The 18,626-nt window shown below is 70.6% G+C and carries 9 protein-coding genes; 8 read left to right on the forward strand and 1 reads right to left on the reverse strand.

The annotated features are described in order from the left end of the window. Nucleotides 1-42 precede the first annotated feature (42 nt). Nucleotides 43-231, reverse strand: coding sequence for a hypothetical protein (locus ACT535_RS12980; protein ID WP_168461308.1), 189 nt, complete (start codon nucleotides 229-231; stop codon nucleotides 43-45). Between the two features lie 136 nt (nucleotides 232-367). Here ACT535_RS12980 and ACT535_RS12985 point away from each other — a divergent pair, with 136 nt between their 5' ends. The 8 genes from ACT535_RS12985 (at nucleotide 368) to pbpC (ending at nucleotide 18,615) form a co-directional block, all read left to right on the forward strand. Next, complete coding sequence (locus ACT535_RS12985; RefSeq protein ID WP_476364680.1) at nucleotides 368-1,441, forward strand: HAD family hydrolase; 1,074 nt, start codon at nucleotides 368-370, stop codon at nucleotides 1,439-1,441. Nucleotides 1,442-1,739: 298 nt separating this feature from the next. Continuing rightward, nucleotides 1,740-2,732: a phosphate acetyltransferase gene (locus ACT535_RS12990; RefSeq protein WP_210254663.1), complete on the forward strand. Its 993-nt coding sequence runs from the start codon at nucleotides 1,740-1,742 to the stop codon at nucleotides 2,730-2,732. Between the two features lie 2 nt (nucleotides 2,733-2,734). Continuing rightward, on the forward strand, nucleotides 2,735-3,934 hold the full coding sequence (locus tag ACT535_RS12995; protein ID WP_476364681.1) for an acetate/propionate family kinase: 1,200 nt from the start codon (nucleotides 2,735-2,737) through the stop codon (nucleotides 3,932-3,934). Nucleotides 3,935-3,944: 10 nt separating this feature from the next. Further along, nucleotides 3,945-6,239: a DUF3141 domain-containing protein gene (locus tag ACT535_RS13000; RefSeq protein ID WP_476364682.1), complete on the forward strand. Its 2,295-nt coding sequence runs from the start codon at nucleotides 3,945-3,947 to the stop codon at nucleotides 6,237-6,239. Nucleotides 6,240-6,464: 225 nt separating this feature from the next. After that, on the forward strand, nucleotides 6,465-7,592 hold the full coding sequence (locus ACT535_RS13005) for an efflux RND transporter periplasmic adaptor subunit (protein ID WP_476364683.1): 1,128 nt from the start codon (nucleotides 6,465-6,467) through the stop codon (nucleotides 7,590-7,592). A gap of 4 nt (nucleotides 7,593-7,596) precedes the next feature. Next, on the forward strand, nucleotides 7,597-10,764 hold the full coding sequence (locus ACT535_RS13010; protein ID WP_476364684.1) for an efflux RND transporter permease subunit: 3,168 nt from the start codon (nucleotides 7,597-7,599) through the stop codon (nucleotides 10,762-10,764). A gap of 451 nt (nucleotides 10,765-11,215) precedes the next feature. Next, a complete protein-coding gene (locus ACT535_RS13015) occupies nucleotides 11,216-16,534 on the forward strand; it encodes an alpha-2-macroglobulin family protein (RefSeq protein WP_476364685.1) in 5,319 nt (1,772 codons plus the stop codon). Further along, nucleotides 16,531-18,615, forward strand: a complete 2,085-nt coding sequence (gene pbpC / locus ACT535_RS13020) for a penicillin-binding protein 1C (RefSeq protein WP_476364686.1) — start codon at nucleotides 16,531-16,533, stop codon at nucleotides 18,613-18,615. Before ACT535_RS13015 ends, pbpC begins: the two co-directional genes overlap by 4 nt. Nucleotides 18,616-18,626: the final 11 nt, after the last annotated feature.

Here is an 18,626-nt window from a genome sequence, read left to right on the forward strand (position 1 = left end):
TTGCGCCGGTAGCCGGGGATGGGGCAGGCGGGTCGCTGCCCCCTATTTCGGGCAGGGCACGACCTTGTAGACCGCATCCGCGAACTGCTTCACGCCCACATTGATGCGCAGCGGCGACGTCCAGGTGACGTAGGTGACGATGCCGCGGGTCATGGAGATGACCTTGTAATTGTCGAGGCCCTTCGTCTTGTAGCACTTGCCGGGCTGAATATCCTCTTCCTTCAAAGGCATGGCAAAAAATCCACTGGCGATGACAATGCCGCCAGTATGGGTTCGCCCACCTGACGAATCAAGAATGGCCGTCGCACGCGCCGCGGAGAATCTGGCAACATGCGGGTGGCGCGTCGGGGCGCCGGGGACTCGATTCATGGTGCCGATGAGATTTTCCGCCGGGCTCAGGCCGCTCGCCAGTTCCACCGTCCGCTCCGCCTTTCTGGCCACCTTCCTTGCCGCCGGCCTGTTCTGCGCGAGCCTTGCCGGCCCCGCCTTTGCGCAGGCGGCCGATCCGCTCCCCTCTTGGAACGCGGGGGCGACGCGGAGCGCCATCCTCGATTTCGTCAAGGCGACCACCACCCCCGGCGGACCGGACTTCGTGGCCCCCGCCGACCGCATCGCCACCTTCGACCAGGACGGCACGCTCTGGGTGGAGCAGCCGGTCTATACGGAGGTCGCCTTCGCCGCCTCGCGCATCAAGGCGCTGGCCGAGAGCAATCCGGCGCTGAAGACCGAGGAGCCGTTCCGCACCGCCGTCTCCGGCGACGAGGCCGCGATGGGCAGGCTCTCCTTCCCGGACCTGAAGAAGATTCTCATGGTGGCGCTGGAGGGCCTCACCGTGGAGGAGTTCCGCGCCGCCGCCGAGGCGTGGATGGCGACCGCCCGCAATCCGGTGCTGAACCGGCTGCGCAGCGATCTCACCTACCAGCCCATGAAGGAGGTTCTGGAGCTGCTGCGCGCCAACGGCTTCCGCACCTATATCGTCACCGGCGGCGGGCAGGAGATGGTCCGCACCTATTCGGACCGGCTCTATGGCATCCCGCCCGAGCAGGTGGTGGGTACGCCGGACGCGGTGCGCTTCGGCTACGACGCCTCGGGCCGCCCGGTGCTGCGCATGGAGCCCGGCGTGCTGTTCGAGGATCTGTTCGGCGGCAAGCCGGAGGGCATCCACCTCGTCATCGGCAAGCGGCCCACGGCCGCCTTCGGCAATTCCACCGGCGACCGGCAGATGCTGGAATATGCCAAGGCCGGCAAGGGCCTGCGCTTCGCCGCTTTGGTACTGCACGATGATGGCAAGCGCGAATTCGCCTATGGCCCGGCGCAGGGCCTGCCGGCGTCGGACGTGGGCACCTTCACCCAGAAGCTCTATGACGAGGCGAAGGCGCGCGGCTGGTCGGTCATCAGCATGAAGGACGACTGGAAGAAGGTGTTCGCCTTCGAGCCGTGAGGCGACGTAACGGTCTCCTCCGTTTTGGGGATGCGGCGCGCCCGCCGGCGGTGGACCATGGCGGCGCGCTGAACCGAGACCTCCCGGGAAGCGCCGGCCGGGCCGCCGCTTCCCCGCAGGCGCCCGGCCGGTTTTTTTCGTTCGCCCCACACCTGGGCACCATCTTGCAGCGCACGCACACGCCCCTTGATCTGCATCATGGAAGGCGGGAGGCTGCGGGCCGACAGCTTGGGGCGAGCATCCGCCCGGAGGCCCTGCCCCTCGGCCGGCCCGGGCGCCGGCACGAGGGAGAGCGCACATGACCGCTCATTTGGCCGCAGCCGCGGCTCAGGACGCCCAGCACACCCGACATGCCAAGTACGATCGCCTGATCGCGGCGGCCCAGGCGCTGCCGAAGCTGAAGGTGGCGGTGGCCCACCCCTGCGACGACGTTTCCCTGCGCGCGGCGCTGGAGGCGGCGGACCTCGGGCTGATCGAGCCCATCCTCGTCGGCCCTCCGGCCAAGATCGCGGCGGCGGCGGCGGCCGGCCAGCTCGACATTTCCGGCGTGCGGCAGGTGGCGGCGGCGCACAGCCACGAGGCGGCGGCGAAGGCCGTGGCCCTGGTCCGCGCCGGCGAGGCCAACGCCTTGATGAAGGGCAGCCTCCACACCGACGAGCTGATGAGCGCGGTGGTCGCCCGTGACACCGGCCTGCGCACCGCGCGGCGCATCAGCCACTGCTTCGTCATGGACGTGCCGAGCCATCCGGACGCCCTCATCATCACGGACGCCGCCATCAACATCGCCCCCTCGCTGGAGGACAAGGCGCACATCGTGCAGAACGCCATCGAGCTGGCGCAGGCGCTGTCCTTCCCCGAGGTGCGGGTGGCCATTCTCTCGGCCATGGAGACGGTGAACCCCGCCGTGCCCTCCACCATCGAGGCGGCGGCCCTGTGCAAGATGGCCGATCGTGGCCAGATCACCGGCGCCATCGTGGACGGGCCGCTGGCGCTGGACAATGCCATCGACCTCGGCTCGGCGGCCATCAAGCACATCTCTTCCCCCGTGGCGGGGCGGGCCAATGTGCTTGTCGTGCCGGACCTCGAAGCCGGCAATATGCTGGCCAAAAGCCTCTCCTTCCTCGCCGGCGCCGATGCGGCCGGCATCGTGGTGGGCGCGCGGGTGCCGATCATCCTCACCAGCCGGGCGGATTCCGCGCCGACGCGCCTCGCCTCCTGCGCCGTGGCGGCCCTGCTCGCCGCCGCCCAACAGGCTTCCGCGCGGGCGGCGGCCAAGGCGCTGGAGGGCTGAACATGGCGAAGGTGCAGCTTGTCCTGAATGCCGGCTCCTCCAGCCTCAAGTTCCAGGTGTTCCTGGACGATGGCGCAGACGTGCCCAACCGCATCTATCGCGGCCTGTTCGAGGGGCTGGGCACGGACCCCCACTTCAAGGTGAAGGACCATGAGGGCGTCACCGTCGGCGATCAGCGCTGGGACGGCCACGCGGCCTTCGGCTTCGAGGAGGCGCTGGCCTATCTCTCGGACTGGCTCGGCGCCCACCGGGGCGGCCACCAACTGGCGGCGGTCGGCCACCGCGTGGTGCATGGCGGCCCGCACTACACCCATGCGGTGGAGCTGACGCCCGCCATCATCAACGAGCTGGACACGCTCTCCCCGCTGGCGCCCCTGCACCAGCCGAAGAGCCTGGAGCCCATCCGCATCATCGCCCGCCGCGTGCCGGGCCTGCCGCAGGTGGCAGCCTTCGACACCGCCTTCCACCGCACCCAGCCGGAACTGGCGCAGATGTTCGCCATTCCCCAGTCGATGACCGACGCGGGGGTGAAGCGCTACGGCTTCCACGGCCTGTCCTATGCCTATCTCGCCACCCAGTTTCCGAAGGTGGACCCGCGCCTCACCAAGGGGCGGGTGGTGGCAGCCCATCTCGGCAACGGGGCGAGCCTGTGCGCCTATGAGGCGTCGCGCTCCATCGCCACCACCATGGGCTTCTCCGCCCTCGACGGGCTGGTAATGGGCACGCGCAGCGGCTCCATCGATCCCGGCGTCGTCTTCTATCTCCAGCGCGAGATGGGCATGAGTGCCGAGGAGGCGGAGCACTTCCTCTATACGAAGTGCGGGCTCGTCGGCGTCTCCGGCCTCTCCAACGACATGCGCGTGCTGCGCGAGCGGTGCGAGACGGATGCCGGGGCGCGGCGGGCCATCGACCTGTTCATCTACCGCATCAACCGCGAGTTCGGCTCGCTGGTGGCGGCGCTGGGCGGCATCGATGCCCTCGTCTTCACCGCCGGCATCGGCGAGAACGATGCCGAGACCCGCGCCGAGGTGCTCCGCGCCGCCGCCTGGGCAGGCTTCGAGCTGGACGCCGAGGCGAACCGCGCCGGCGCCACCCGCATCACCCGTGGCAGTGGCCCGCAGGCCTATGTGATCCCCACCGACGAGGAATGGACCATCGTGCGCGAGATGCGCCAGGTCCTGTCCCATACGGCCGTAGCCTGAGGAGGCTGCCATGCACCCCATGGACATGATGAAGGTTTACGGCCGGGTGGCGGAAATCTACCGCCTGCGCGTCGGCGAGGCGGTCTCGGCCTATGGCGCGGCCATGCGCGAGGCGGCCTCCGCCTTCGCCGGGGCGGGCCGCCCGCAGACCCCTGCCGAGGCGTGGCGCGACAGCGTCTCCTACGCCTTCGACGCGGCCCAGCGCTCGCTGATCTTCTGGGACACGCTGCGCCAGCGCGGCAACACCTGGATCGAGCACGAGAAGGCCGGAAAGCCGCCGCTGCTCGCCTTCGACTACGAGATGGTGGCCGACGCCCGCACCTTCGCGCGGCCCTGCAACTACGCCCTCGTGCGCATCCTGCCGCCGGACGGCGTGACGCTGGACCCGGAAAAGCGCGCCTTCCTCATCATCGATCCGCGCGCCGGCCACGGGCCGGGCATCGGCGGCTTCAAGAAGGAGTCGGAGGTCGGCTTCGCGCTGAAGGCGGGCCATGCGGTCTACATGGTCATCTTCTTCCCCGAGCCGGTGCCGGGGCAGACGCTGGCGGACGTGTCGCTGGCGGAATCCGAATTCGTCCGCCTCGTGCGCGAGCGCCACCCCACCCGCGAGCGGCCGGTGGTGATGGGCAATTGCCAGGGCGGCTGGGCGGCCATGCTGGTCGCGGCGCTGGACCCGGACAATGTGGGGCCCATCGTGGTGAACGGCGCGCCCATGTCCTACTGGGCCGGCAACGATGCCGAGAACCCCATGCGCTATGCCGGCGGCGTATTGGGCGGGGCGTGGACCGCCTCGCTCGCGTCCGACCTCGGCGGCGGCACCTTCGACGGCGCCTATCTGGTGGACAATTTCGAGTATCTGAACCCGGCCAACACCTATTTCACCAAATACTATTCGCTCTATTCCAAGATCGACACCGAGCCGCCGCGCTTCCTGGAATTCGAGCGCTGGTGGGGCGGCTACTTCCTGATGAACCGGGAAGAGATCAAGTGGATCGTCGAGAATCTGTTCGTCGGCAACCGGCTCGCCGCGGGCAAGGCGGAATGGGCGCCGGGCAAGGCCTTCGACCTCAAGGCGGTGCGCTCGCCCATCATCGTCTTCGCCTCGCTGGGCGACAACATCACCCCGCCCCAGCAGGCCATCAACTGGGTGGCGGACATCTACCCCACCACGCAGGCGCTGAAGGATGCGGGCCAGGTCATCGTCGGCCTCATGCACGAGAGCGTGGGCCATCTCGGCATCTTCGTCTCGGGCGCCATCGCCCGGCGCGAGCATGCGCAGATCGTCGACCTGCTCGACTATGTGGAGGCGCTGCCCCCCGGCCTCTATGGCATGACCATCGAGGAGGACCATTCGGGCCCCGAGGTGAAGTACGACGTGACCCTCACCGAGCGCCGGGTGGAGGATATCGCCGCCCTGCAGAAATACGACCGCGCCGACGAGATCCCGTTCGAGGTGGTGGCCAACGTTTCGCAGACCAATTCGCGGCTGTACGAGACCTTCGTTCATCCCGCGCTCGCCGCCGTGGTGACGCCGGAGATGGGCCGCCTCGTGCGCGCGGTGCATCCGCTGCGTGCGGTGCGCTGGGGCCTCTCGGATCTCAACCCGTGGCTCAAGGCCATGGCGCCGCTCGCCGATTTCGCCCGCAGCCAGCGCACCCCGCGGGACGAGAAGGGGGTGCACGTGGCCGGCGAGCATTTCGCCGCCACTGCCATCACCGCCGGCTGGGATCTCTACCGGCGCCTGCGTGACGCGACGGTGGAGACGGAGTTCTTCCGCCTCTACGGCACCGCCGCCATGCTGGACCCGGACCTCACCGCGCCGGCCACCGCCGCAGCGCTGGTGGAGCAGCCGCCGGCCGAAGTGGCGGCCGCGCTCGCCGGCATCCGCGAAGGCGGCTTCACCGACGCCGGCGTGCGCGTGGCGCTGATCGGCTTCAAGCGCGGCGGCAACGAGCGCCGGCTCTCCACCCTGAAGCAGATCCGCGAGCTGGTGGGCTATGAGCTGGGGCTCATGTCCCTGCCGTCCGACGTCGCCCAGGCCATCATCCGTCGGCAGTCCATCATCGTGGACCGCGACGAGGCGGCAGCCATCGCGACGCTGCCCGCGCTCCTGAAGACGCCGCAGGAGCGCTCGCGCCTGCTGGCCCTGCTCGACCGACTGCTCGCCAACATGGACATCGCCCCCGAGGCTGCCTCGGTGGTGGACGAGGTGCGCCAGGTGCTGGCGGCGGACGGAGCGGTGCCGCAAGGTGCCGTGCAGGGTGTGGGCGCCCAGGTGGTGCCGTTCCCGCTCAGCGTCGCCTGAAACTTCGGCACAGCCGTCGGCCGGCTGGCGCCAAAAGGTAATTGGCCGATGGCGTCCTCTATGCCAAGCGCAGCGGGCGCCATCGGGGCGTTGCTGGACGCGGCTGGGGTGTTAGTGTGCGCGAACGCGCCGCTGCGGGGCTCAGATCAGCGTTGCGCGACAAAGTTGCGGGGCATCGGGCGAGGCCGCCGGGCGGCATCGACGAGCCGATCAGGGGGAACAGCCATGAGCATCGTCGCTCGTCGGAAGCCGGCGCGTTTCAATTCCGTTGGTCCTGTCCTGTGGACCACCGCGCTGCTGCTTTGCGCGGCACCGGCGAGCGCCCAGCAGGGTCCGATCCCCGTCGGGGTTGTCGCGGCGCAGCTCAAGCCCATCGCCGATTCCATGGAATTCGTCGGCCGCGTGGAGGCGCCCGAGCGGGTGGACATCCGCGCCCGCGTGAAGGCCATGCTGGAGGCGGTGCTCTTCAAGGACGGCGAGAGCGTGAAGGAGGGCCAGCCCCTCTACCGCATCGAGAAGCCGCCGTTCGAGGCCGACGTGCAGCAGGCCGCCGGCGACGTGGAACGGGCCAAGGCCGCGCTCACCCTCGCCAAGATCCAGCGCGAGCGCGCCGAGGAACTGCTCGCCAAGAATGCCGGCACGGCAGTGGCGCGCGACCAGGCGATCGCCAACGAGGATTCTTCCAAGGGCGCGCTCCTCACCGCCGAGGCGGCGCTGAACACGGCGAAGATCAATCTCGGCTACACCGACATCGTCTCCCCCATCACCGGCCGCATCGGCCGCACCGCCTTCACCCGCGGCCACATCATCGGCCCGGAGAGCGGCCCGCTGGCCACGGTGGTGAGCCAGGACCCCATGTATGTCACCTTCCCGGTGAGCCAGCGCGACTACCAGGAAGCGCAGAAGGAAGAGGGCAAGGTGGACCTCTCCAACGTGGAGGTCCGCATCAAGTTTCCCGATGGCGGCTTCTACGGCGAGGTTGGCCGCATCAACTTCATCGACGTCTCGGTAAGCCGCACCACGGACACCGTGGTGATGCGCGCCGACGTGCCCAACCCCAAGGGACAGCTGGTGGACGGCCAATTGGTGCGGGTGGAGCTGAAGGCCGGCAAGCCGGAGGAACGCATCGTCATCCCGCAGGCGGCGCTCATCGCCGACCAGGCCGGCGTCTATGTTTTCGTGGTGGAGGACGGCAAGGCGGTGGTGCGGCGGGTGAAGCCGGGCGGCAACGTCGGCAGCAACATCATCGTGGACGGCATCAAGGCCGGCGAGCCGGTGGTGGTGGACGGCTTCGAGGCGCTGCGCCCCGGCGCCCCCGTGCGCGCGACTCCCGTCGTCGGTCTGAAGGGCTGAGCCGATGCTCTCCTCCGTCTTCGTCGACCGCCCGCGGCTCGCCATCGTCATCGCCATCGTCACGGTGATCGCGGGCCTGCTCTCGCTCCTCGCGATCCCGGTGTCGCAATATCCCGACATCATCCCGCCGCAGGTGTCGGTGACCACCTTCTACCCCGGCGCCTCCGCCGAGGTGGTGGATTCCACCGTCGCCCAGCCCATCGAGGCGCAGGTGGTGGGCGTGGACAAGCTCATCTACATGAAGAGCGTGTCCGGTGACGACGGGTCGTACACCCTCACCGGCTCGTTCGATCTGGGCACCGACCCTGATATCAACACCGTCAACATGAACAACCGGGTGCAGGTCGCGCTCTCCAAGCTGCCGGAGGACGTGAAGCGCCAGGGCGTGACGGTGAAGAAGAAGTCGTCCGCGCTGCTCGGCGTGCTGGCGATCTATTCGCCCAAGAAGACCTGGGACCCGCTCTACATCTCCAATTACGTCACCATCAACATCCTGGACGAATTGAAGAGCATTCCCGGCGTCGGCGACGCGGCCCTGTGGGGTCCGCAGGACTATGCCATGCGCGCCTGGGTGAAGACCGACCGCCTCACCGGCCTCGGCCTCACCGCCGAGGACGTGGTGAAGGCCATCGGCTCGCAGAACATCCAGGCCGCGGTGGGCCGCCTCGGCGCGCGTCCGGTGGCGGACGACCAGCAATTGCAGCTGAACCTGCGCACCAAGGGCCGGCTCTCCAGCGTCGCGGAGTTCGAGAACATCGTGCTGCGCACCAACGACGACGGCTCGGTGCTGCGGCTCGGCGACGTGGCGCGCCTCGAGATGGGGGCGGCGAACCTCGACCGCGAGACCCTGTTCAACGGCGGCCCCTCGGCGGTGCTGGCGCTCTACCAGTCGCCCGGCGCCAACGCCATCACCACCATCGACGCCGTGCGCAAGCGCATGGACGAGCTGGCGAAGGCCTTCCCCGAAGACCTCGCCTGGAAGGTCACCTACGACCCCACCGTGTTCGTCACCGACACCATGCACGAGGTGGAGAAGACGCTGATCGAGGCGTTCATCCTCGTGGTGCTGGTGGTCTATCTCTTCCTCGGCTCCTTCCGCGCCACCCTCATCCCGACGCTTGCGGTGCCGGTGAGCCTCATCGGCACCTTCATCGTGCTGAACGCCATCGGCTATTCGGCCAACACCGTCTCGCTGCTCGCCATCGTGCTCGCCATCGGCATCGTGGTGGACGACGCCATCGTCGTGGTGGAGAACGTCGAGCGCGTGATGGAGGAGCATCCGGAGCTCTCCCCCGCCGACGCCACCAAGAAGGCCATGGCGGAGATCACCGCCCCCATCATCGCCATCACCCTGGTGCTGCTCTCCGTGTTCGTGCCGGTGGCCTTCATCCCCGGCATCTCGGGCGAACTGTTCCGCCAGTTCGCCATCACGGTGGCGGTGGCCATGTTCCTCTCGGCCATCAACGCGCTGACCCTCTCGCCGGCCCTGTGCGGCATCCTCCTGAAGCCCTCGCACGGGCCGAAGAAGGGGCCAATCGGCTATGTCATGCGGGCCATCGACAAGGTGCGCGACGCCTACGGATCGGTGGTGGCACGCCTCGTGCGCTTCTCGCTCATCGGCCTCGTCTGCGTGTTCGTTGCTTCGGGCGGCATCTTCGCCCTGGCGAAGCTGACGCCCACGGGCTTCCTCCCCGAGGACGACCAGGGCGCCTTCTTCGTCATCGTGCAACTGCCCGGCGGCGCCTCGGTGGGCCGCACCACGGAGGTGATCCGCAAGGCCGAGGCCCTGCTCAAGGAAGAGCACACGGTGGAGGACTACACCTCCGTCATCGGCCTCAACTTCATCGACAGCTACTCCCAGCCCAACGCGGCCTTCATCGTCGTCACCATGAAGCCGTTCGAGGAGCGCAAGGGCAAGGACGAGAGCGCCAACGCGGTGATCGCCCGCCTCGGCGAGAAGATGCGGATGATCCCCGGCGGCACGGTGGTGCCCCTCGGCCCGCCACCCATCGTCGGCCTCGGCTCCGGCGGCGGCTTCTCCTTCGTCCTGCAGGACCTGCGCGCGGGCGACCCGAAGGTGCTGGCGCAGGTGCTGCGCGGCCTCCTCATCGCCGCCAACCAGGACCCGCAGCTCACCCGCGTGTTCTCCACCTATTCCGCCACCAATCCCTCGCTCCAGCTCGACATCGACCGCGACAAGGCGCAGGTGCTGGGCGTGCCGCTCGACAGCGTGTTCACCGCGCTGCAGACCTCGCTGGGCGGCATGTACGTGAACGACATGAATCTCTACGGCCGCACCTGGCAGGTGCAGGTGCAGGCGGAGGGCGAGGACCGCAAGGATGTGGAGGACATCTACCGCATCCATGTGCGCAACAACAAAGGCGAGATGATCCCGCTCCGCTCCATCGTGGAGGTGCGGGTGGAGGTCGGCCCGCCGGCGCTCATCCGCTACAACAACAAGCGCGCGGTGACGGTGCAGGGCAATCCGGCACCCGGCGTCTCCTCCGGCCAGGCCCTCGCCGCCATGGACGCGGTGGCGGCCAAGACCCTGCCGCAGGGCTTCTCCGGCGCGTGGACGGACACCTCGTTCCAGGAGAAGAAGGCGGAGGGCAAGACAGGCATCATCCTCGCCTTCGCCGTGCTGTTCGCCTTCCTGTTCCTGGTGGCGCTCTATGAAAGCTGGTCCATCCCGGTGCCGGTGCTGCTCTCCGTCACGGTGGGCATGCTCGGCGCCTATGCGGCCATCGTCATCGGGCAGCTCACCCTCGACCTCTATGGCCAGATCGGCATGATCGTGCTCATCGGCCTTGCGGCGAAGAACGGCATCCTCATCGTCGAGTTCGCCAAGGAGCGGCGCGAGCATGGCGAGGACCTGCTCGCCGCCGCCACCGAGGGCTCGCGCCTGAGGTTCCGTCCGGTGATGATGACCTCGCTCGCCTTCATCCTCGGCCTGTTCCCGCTGGTGGTCGCCACCGGCGCGGCGCAGATGGCGCGGCAGAACGTGGGCACGCCGGTGTTCGGCGGCATGATCGCCGCCTCATTCCTCGGCATCTTCGTCATCCCGCCGCTCTACGTGATGTTCCAGGGCCTGCGCGAGCGCCTGCGTCCCGGCGCCCGGCCGAAGGTCTCAGCGCCCCCCGCGCCGGAGGCGGGAGCCGGCGGCGGCCACTGACGGCCGCTCGCCCTTCCGGTGAATGGTCATCCCCCGGACGCGCCGGGGGATGCTGGAAACATGCCTGCCGCCCGCGCCGTCCGCGCCGTCCGCTCCTTCGGGGACCGGATCGCCGCGGCGCGACGGCGCAGCGGGAATCGCTGACGTTCCGCAAACTCCCTCTTGGCGAGCGGCCCTCCTTGCGCATAGATGACGATGCGGGGTCGGGCTGCGTCGTTCCGGGACACGGGATGACGGGCGCCGGTCGGTCATTTCTCGTCAGAGCGTTTTCGTCCGTTGCGGGCGGGAACGCGTCCACGCCAAGAGATGGATCGCCCCTCGCTCCGACGTGCGGGGACGCGATCCAGGGGGCCGGTCGAACGATCTGCGGGCTGGAGCCTCTTCGGAGCTTCCGCGGCCGCATCGCACGCCTCGCCTCCCGCAACGGTGCCGCGCACCGAGGGAGCGGTCCATGGACCTTCGCCGTCGTCTCCTCAGCTTCCCCCCCATGGGCGCGCGCCTTGGCCTTGCCGTCGCCCTGACGGCCGGCGTGGCCCTCGCGCCCGTGTTGGCCCTCACGCCCGCCTTTGCCCAGCAGGCCCGGCCGCAAGCGCCCGCGGCCCAGCCCGCGCCGGCCCAGCCGGCGCCCCCGCTGCCGCCCCGCGCGGCCAGCCAGAAGACGTTCCAGCGGCAGGATCTCGTCGCCGGTGCCCGGCGCTACGAGCGCCTGCTGCGCCGCGAGGCCACCGCCCCCACCGGCCCCCTCGACAAGGCCCGTCGCGACGCCGCGCAGGCCTTCCAGCGCAACGATGCCCGCGCCGCCGCCGAGCTTTATGCCGGCCTCGCGCTGGTGCAGGCGCAGGATTCCGGCATCTGGATGCGCCTCGCCCGCTCGCTCGCGGCCATCAAGCCCACCGACGACGAGGACGCCTCCACCTTCATCGACAATGCGCTGGCCGCCGCCTTCATCGCCTACCGCCGCGCCACCACGCGGGCGGAGGAGGGGGAGGCGCTCTCCTTCATCGGCCATGTCTATGCCGACCGGCGCCTGTGGCAGCCGGCCATCGACACCATGAAGCTGGCCCTCGACCTGCGCGACACCCCCGCCGACCGCAGCTTCTACGACAAGCTGAAGGAGGAGCACGGCTTCCGGCTGGTGGACTATTCCGTCGAGTCCGACGCGGTGACGCCCCGCGCCTGCGTGCAATTCTCCGAGGACATCGCGCCCGGCACCGACTTCGCTGCCTTCGTGCAGGTGGGCGGCATGGACAAGCCGGCCATCACCGGCGAGGCGCGGCAGATCTGCGTGGAAGGCCTGAAGCACGGCTCCCGCTACACCATCGCCGTGCGGCCGGGCGTGCCCTCGGCCAATGGCGAGAAGCTGAAGAAGGCGACCGAGCTTTCCATCTATGTGCGCGACCGCCAGCCCTCGGCCCATTTCTCCGGCCGCAATTATGTGCTGCCGCGCACCGGGCAGAAGGGCATTCCCGTCACCTCGGTGAACACGCGAGAACTGAAGATCAAGGTGTTGCGCATCGGCGACCGGGGGCTCGTACCCACCGCCATCCAGGGCGAGTTCCGCCAGGGGCTCGACGGCTACGTGCGCCAGCGCCTCGCCGAGGGCGCCGCCATCGAGGTGTTCTCCGGCACGCTGGAGGTGGACGGCGCGCTGAATGCCGACGTCGTCACCGCCATTCCCGTCAACGAGGCGGTGGGCAAGCTGGAGGCGGGCGTCTACGCCATGACCGCCGAGCCGCGGGAAACCTCGGGCGACGACGATTACGGCAGCCTCGCCACCCAGTGGTTCATCGTCTCCGACCTCGGCATGACCGCCCTCGCCGGGCCAGATGGTGTCCACGTGCTGGTGCGCTCGCTCGGCAGCGCCGAGCCGGTGGCCGGGGCGGACGTGACGCTGGTGGCCCGCTCCAACGAGGTGCTGGGCACCGCGAAGACCGACGCCAGCGGCTACGCCCGCTTCGATGCCGGCCTCTCGCGCGGCCCAGCCGGCATGGGGCCGGAGGTGGTGACGGCGCGCGCCGCCAATGGCGACTACGCCTTCCTCTCCATGAAGGAGAACGCCTTCGACCTCACGGACCGGGGCGTCTCCGGCCGCGAGGCGCCGGGGGCGCTCGATGCCTTCCTCGCCACCGAGCGCGGCGTCTACCGCTCCGGCGAGACGGTGCATCTCACCGTCCTTTTGCGCGATGCGGCGGGCAATGCCGCGCCCAACGTGCCGCTCACCGTGCAACTGGTGCGGCCCGATGGCGTCGCCGACCGGCGCGTGGTGGTGCAGGACCAGGGCGCGGGCGGGCGCACGCTGGACCTGCCCATCCTCAAGGGCGCCATGACCGGCACCTGGCGGGCCAAGGCGCTGACCGATCTGAAAGCACCGGCCATCGGCGAGGTGACGTTCCTCGTGGAGGATTACGTCCCCGACCGGGTGGAGTTCGACCTCACCGCCCGCGCGCCGCGCCTGCCGCGTGACAAGGCGGTGGAGGTGCTGGTGGACGGCCGCTTCCTGTTCGGCGCACCCGCCTCCGGCCTCGACGTGGAGGCGGAGACCGAACTGCGCGCCGCCGCCAATCGGCCGGGCTTCGCCGGCTACGCCTTCGGCAATGCGCAGGACGAGGTGCTGGCCGAGCGCCAGCCCACCGCCGACGCCCCCGTCACCGACGCGCGGGGCCGCGCCACCCTCCGCCTGCTGGCGGGCGAACTGCCCAAGACCGCCCGTCCGCTGGAGATGGAGGCCTTCGTGCGCCTCGTGGAGGCGGGCGGCCGCGCCGTCCAGCGCACCATCGTGCTGCCGCTCGCCCCGGCCGGCAGCCAGATCGGCGTGAAGCCGCTCTTCGCCGATCGCGTGCGCGAGGGCGAGACGGCGAATTTCGACGTGGTGGTGGCCGGCGTGGACGACAAGCTCCTCGCCTCGCCGGGCCTTTCGTGGAAGCTCTCGCGCATCGAGACGCGCTACCAGTGGTACCGCGTGAGCGGCTCGTGGGATTATGAGCCGGTGAAGACCGTGACCCGCGTCGGCGAGGGCACCATCGCCACCACCGCCGACGGGCCGGCGCGCCTCTCCGTGCCCACCCAGTACGGCCGCTACCGCCTCGACCTCACCGGCGACGGCCTCCCGCTCACCTCCCTCACCTTCGAGGCCGGCTTCGGCGGCGACGGCAATGCGGACACGCCGGACCGTCTCGAACTCACGCTGGACAAGCCCGCCTACGCCGCCGGCGACATGCTGGAAGCCACGCTCACCGCCCGCACCGCCGGCACCGCCACGGTGATGGTGGTGAATGACGGCGTGCGCGCCCAGCAGGTGGTGCAGGTGCAGCCGGGCGCGGCGAAGGTCAGCTTCAAGGTGGACGGAAGCTGGGGGCCGGGGGCCTATGTGGTCGCCTTCCTCCACCGCCCGCTGGATGTCCAGGCGAGCCGCATGCCCGGCCGCGCCGTGGGGCTCTCGTGGTTCTCGGTGGACAAGGAGGCGCGCACCCTGAAGGTGGAGCTGTCCCCGCCCGCCGACATGCGCCCGAACACCACCCTCGCCATTCCGGTGAAGGTGTCGAACCTGCCGGCCGGCGAGAAGGCCTATGTGACGGTGGCGGCGGTGGATGTGGGCATCCTCAACCTCACCGGCTACAAGCCGCCCGCGCCGGACAATGTGGTGTTCGGCCAGCGCCGCCTCGCCGCCGATATCCGCGATTTCTACGGCGCGCTTATCGACGGCATGCAGGGCGCCGCCGGCCGGCTGCGCTCCGGCGGCGACGGCAATGAGACGGCCATGATGGCGAGCCCGCCGCAGGGCCCGCCCGTGGCGCTGTTCTCCGGCCTCGTGGAGGTGGGGGCGGACGGCACCGCCACCGTCTCCTTCCCGGTGCCCGCCTTCGACGGCACGCTTCGGGTGATGGCCATCGCCTGGAGCCAGAACCGCCTCGGCCATGCCGCGGCGGACGTGGTGGTGCGCGACAAGGTGGTGATGCTCGCCACCCTGCCGCGCTTCCTCGCCTCCGGCGACCGCTCCAGCTTCAATCTGGACCTGACAAACGTGGAAGGCCCGGCGGGCGACTACCGGCTGGAGGTGACCGCCACCGGCGCCGCCGCCGTCACCGGCACCGTGCCGGCCCTCACCCTCGCCCAGAAGCAGCGCCAGTCCGTCCGGCTGGCGCTGGAGGGCCGGGGCGTCGGCCCCGCCACCCTCACGGCGCGGCTGACGGGGCAGGGCATCGACATCACCCGCAGCTTCCAGATGCAGGTGCGCCCGGCCTATCCCGACATCGAGCGGCGCACGGTGCGCAATCTCGCCCCCGGCGAGAGCATCAGCGTGTCGCGCGATCTCCTCGCCGACCTCCTGCCGGGCACCGGCAGCGTGGCGGTGAGCGTGTCGCCCTCCAGCGCCATCGACGTGCCGGCGCTGCTGGCGGCGCTCGACCGCTATCCCTACGGCTGCACCGAGCAGGTGACGAGCCGCGCCCTGCCGCTGCTCTCCTACAACGACCTCTCCGTCCTCGTGGGCCGGGCGGCAGACCCGGAGGCCGACCAGCGCATCCGCGACGCCATCGTCCGCGTGTTCTCGCGGCAGGGCTCGGACGGCTCCTTCGGCCTGTGGGCCGCAGGCGGCAGCGATACGTGGCTCGACGCTTACGTGGTGGATTTCCTCACCCGGGCGAAGGAGAAGGGCTTCGCGGTCCCCGATCAGGCCTTCTCCTTGGCCCTCGACCGGCTGCGCAACACGGTGAACCTCGCGGGCGCCGACATGCGCTCCGCCAGCGAAGGGCTCGCCTATGCCCTCTATGTGCTGGCCCGCAATGGCCGCGCGCCGCTGGGTGATCTGCGCTACCTCGCCGACACGCGGCTGAAGGACCTCGCCTCGCCCCTCGCCCGCGGGCAGGTGGGCGCGGCCCTCGCACTGCTCGGTGACCGCACCCGCGCGGAACGGGCGTTCAACGTGGCGCTGGAAGGCATCCCCGCCAGCGCCACCGCGCCGGAGATCGGCCGCGCCGACTTCGGCTCGGTGCTGCGCGATGCCGCCGCCTTGACCGTGCTCGCCCGCGAGGCGGGGTTGGACAAGGTGGCCGCCGTGGCGCTCGCCCGCGTGGATGCGGCGCGGGTGCGCACGGAGCGCACCTCCACGCAGGAGAATGCGTGGCTGCTGCTCGCCGCCCGCACGCTCGTCGCCAGCGCCGCCAACATGACGCTGGAGGTGGACGGCGGCCTCGTGCGCGGACCGTTCGGCAGCAAGCTCTCGCGCGCCGATCTGGAGCGCGGCCCGCTCACGGTGCGCAACGTGGGCACCGAGGGGGTGAAGGTGGTGCTGGGCGTCAACGGAGCCCCCGTGGCGCCCGAGCCGGCCATCGCCAAGGGCTTCTCGCTGGATCGCAAGTATTTCACCCTGGACGGCAAGCCGGCGGACCCGACGAAGGCGGTGCAGAACCAGCGCTTCGCGGTGGTGCTCACCTTCTCCGAGGAGAAGAGCGCGCTCGCCGACGTGCTGCTGGTGGACTACCTGCCGGCGGGCTTCGAGATCGAGAATCCCAACCTCATCAAGGGCGGCGACGGCGGCTTCACCTGGCTCGACGAGACCAGCGAGGCCGGCCATGTGGAGTTCCGCGACGACCGCTTCGTGGCCTCGGTGACGCGGGAGGAGGGCGATGGCCCCTTCGTCGTCGCCTACACGGTGCGGGCCGTCTCGCCCGGCCGCTATGCCCATCCGCCGGCCATGGTGGAGGACATGTACCGCCCCGACCGCTTCGCCCGCACGGCGGCCGGCAGCATGGAGGTCGCGCCCGCGCGATGAGCGAGCTGCCCGCGCCCACTCCCTCTCCCGCCCGCCGGCGCCGCTGGCGCTGGCTGGCGGGCGCGGCGGCGCTCGGGCTGGTGCTGGCGGCGGGGGCGGGTGCGGCCGGCCTCGCCGTCCTTCGCGCCAATGCCCCGCCGCCGCCCGAGCCCAAGGTCTCGGCCGAGGTGGTGGACAAGGAGGGCCGCCTGCTGCGCCCCTTCGCCTTGCCGGACGGGCGCTGGCGGCTCGCCGCCTCAGCGGGCGACGTCGACCCGCGTCTCGTCGCCATGATCCTCGCCTATGAGGACCGGCGCTTCCGCGAGCATATGGGCGTCGATGCCCTCGCGCTGCTGCGCGCGGCGGGGCAGGCGGCGGGGTCGCTGCGCGTCGTCTCCGGCGGCTCGACCCTGACCATGCAGGTGGCGCGCCTCACCTTGCCGCCGCGTGCACGCACGCTCGACGCCAAGCTCGCCCAGATGCGCCGTGCGCTGGAGCTGGAGGCGCGGCTCTCCAAGGACGAGATCCTCTCCCTCTACCTGACGCTTGCCCCCTATGGCGGCAACATCGAGGGGGTGCGCGCGGCCTCGCTCACCTATCTTGGCAAGGAGCCGCGCCGGTTGACGCTGGGCGAGGCGGCGCTGCTGGTGGCTCTGCCGCAATCGCCCGAGACGCGCCGGCCGGACCGCTATCCCGCCCGCGCCAAGGCGGCGCGCGACCGCGTGCTGGACCGCCTCGCCGCGCAGGGGATCATCGCGCCGGACGAGGTGCGCGTCGCCAAGGCCGAGGCCGTGCCAACGGCGCGCCGGCCCTTGCCGCAGATCGCGCCGCACCTCTCCGAGGAGATGGCAGCGGAGCGGCCGGACCTGTCCCGCCACCTCTCCACCCTCGATGCCCCCTTGCAGGAGCGGCTGGAAGAGCTGGTGCGCGAGCGCACCCGCACGCTGGGGCGGGGGCTCTCCGCCGCCATCGTGGTGCTGGACAATGAAAGCGCGGAGGTGCGCGCCTACGTGGCCGCCGCCGACTATTTCGACAAGGATCGGGCCGGCGCCGTGGACCTCGCCCGCGCCGTCCGCTCGCCGGGCTCCACGCTCAAGCCCTTCATCTATGCGCTGGCCTTCGAGGACGGCATCGCCCATCCCGAAACGCTGATCGAGGACCGGCCCGCCCGCTTCGGCGCGTGGCGGCCGGAGAATTTCGACCGCACCTTCCAGGGCACCCTCTCCGTGCGCAAGGCGCTGCAGATGTCGCTCAACGTGCCGGCCGTGCGCCTGCTGGAGGCGGTGGGACCGCAGCGCCTCGCGAGCCGCATGCAGCAGGCGGGCGGGCGGCTGGAGCTGCCCCCCGGCGCCGCGCCGGCCCTGCCCATGGGATTGGGCGGCGTGGGCATCCGCCTCATCGACCTCAGCACCCTCTATGCCGCGCTGGCGCGGGGCGGGGAGGCCCATGCCCCGGTCTTCCGCCGGGGCGACGGGGCAGTGGCGGCGCCGCGCAAGGCCCGCCTCGTGGACGAGGTGGCCGCCTGGTATGTGGGCCAGTGCCTGCTCGGGACCCCGGCGCCGGAGAATGCCTTGGGCGGGCGGATCGCCTTCAAGACCGGCACCTCCTACGGCTATCGCGACAGCTGGGCGGTGGGCTTCGACGGCCGGCGCACGGTGGGCGTCTGGGTCGGCCGGCCGGACGGGCAGGCGGTGCCGGACCTCACCGGCCGCGCGGCGGCTGCGCCCCTCCTGTTCGACGCCTTCGCCCGCATCGTTCGCACCCCCGCCAGCCTCGCCGCCGCCCCGCGCGGGGCGGTGATGGCCGGCAACGCAAGGCTGCCCCCGCCCCAGCGGCATTTCGGCCGGGCGCGGCAGGAGCAGGCGCTGGAGGTGGTCTATCCCCCCGACGGCGCGCGCGTCGCGGCCGAGGGGGCGGAGACGCTGGCGCTCAAGGTGGACGGCGGGACTTTCCCCCTCACCCTGCTCATGGACGGCCGTCCCGTGGCGCGGGTAGAGGACCGCCGCACTTTGTTCTGGACCCCGCCCGGCCGCGGCTTCGCCCGCCTCACCGTCATCGACGCGGACGGCCGCAGCGACAGCGTGACGGTGAAGGTGGAGTAGAGACAAAAGAA

The sequence above is a fragment of the Xanthobacter sp. DMC12 genome, assembly GCF_056314105.1.

Bases quoted from the DNA above. Each gene is read 5' to 3' on its own strand.
- ACT535_RS12980 (WP_168461308.1), bottom strand. From the start codon at position 231: ATGCCTTTGAAGGAAGAGGATATTCAGCCCGGCAAGTGCTACAAGACG.
- ACT535_RS12985 (WP_476364680.1), top strand. From the start codon at position 368: ATGGTGCCGATGAGATTTTCCGCCGGGCTCAGGCCGCTCGCCAGTTCC.
- ACT535_RS12990 (WP_210254663.1), top strand. From the start codon at position 1,740: ATGACCGCTCATTTGGCCGCAGCCGCGGCTCAGGACGCCCAGCACACC.
- ACT535_RS12995 (WP_476364681.1), top strand. From the start codon at position 2,735: ATGGCGAAGGTGCAGCTTGTCCTGAATGCCGGCTCCTCCAGCCTCAAG.
- ACT535_RS13000 (WP_476364682.1), top strand. From the start codon at position 3,945: ATGCACCCCATGGACATGATGAAGGTTTACGGCCGGGTGGCGGAAATC.
- ACT535_RS13005 (WP_476364683.1), top strand. From the start codon at position 6,465: ATGAGCATCGTCGCTCGTCGGAAGCCGGCGCGTTTCAATTCCGTTGGT.
- ACT535_RS13010 (WP_476364684.1), top strand. From the start codon at position 7,597: ATGCTCTCCTCCGTCTTCGTCGACCGCCCGCGGCTCGCCATCGTCATC.
- ACT535_RS13015 (WP_476364685.1), top strand. From the start codon at position 11,216: ATGGACCTTCGCCGTCGTCTCCTCAGCTTCCCCCCCATGGGCGCGCGC.
- pbpC (WP_476364686.1), top strand. From the start codon at position 16,531: ATGAGCGAGCTGCCCGCGCCCACTCCCTCTCCCGCCCGCCGGCGCCGC.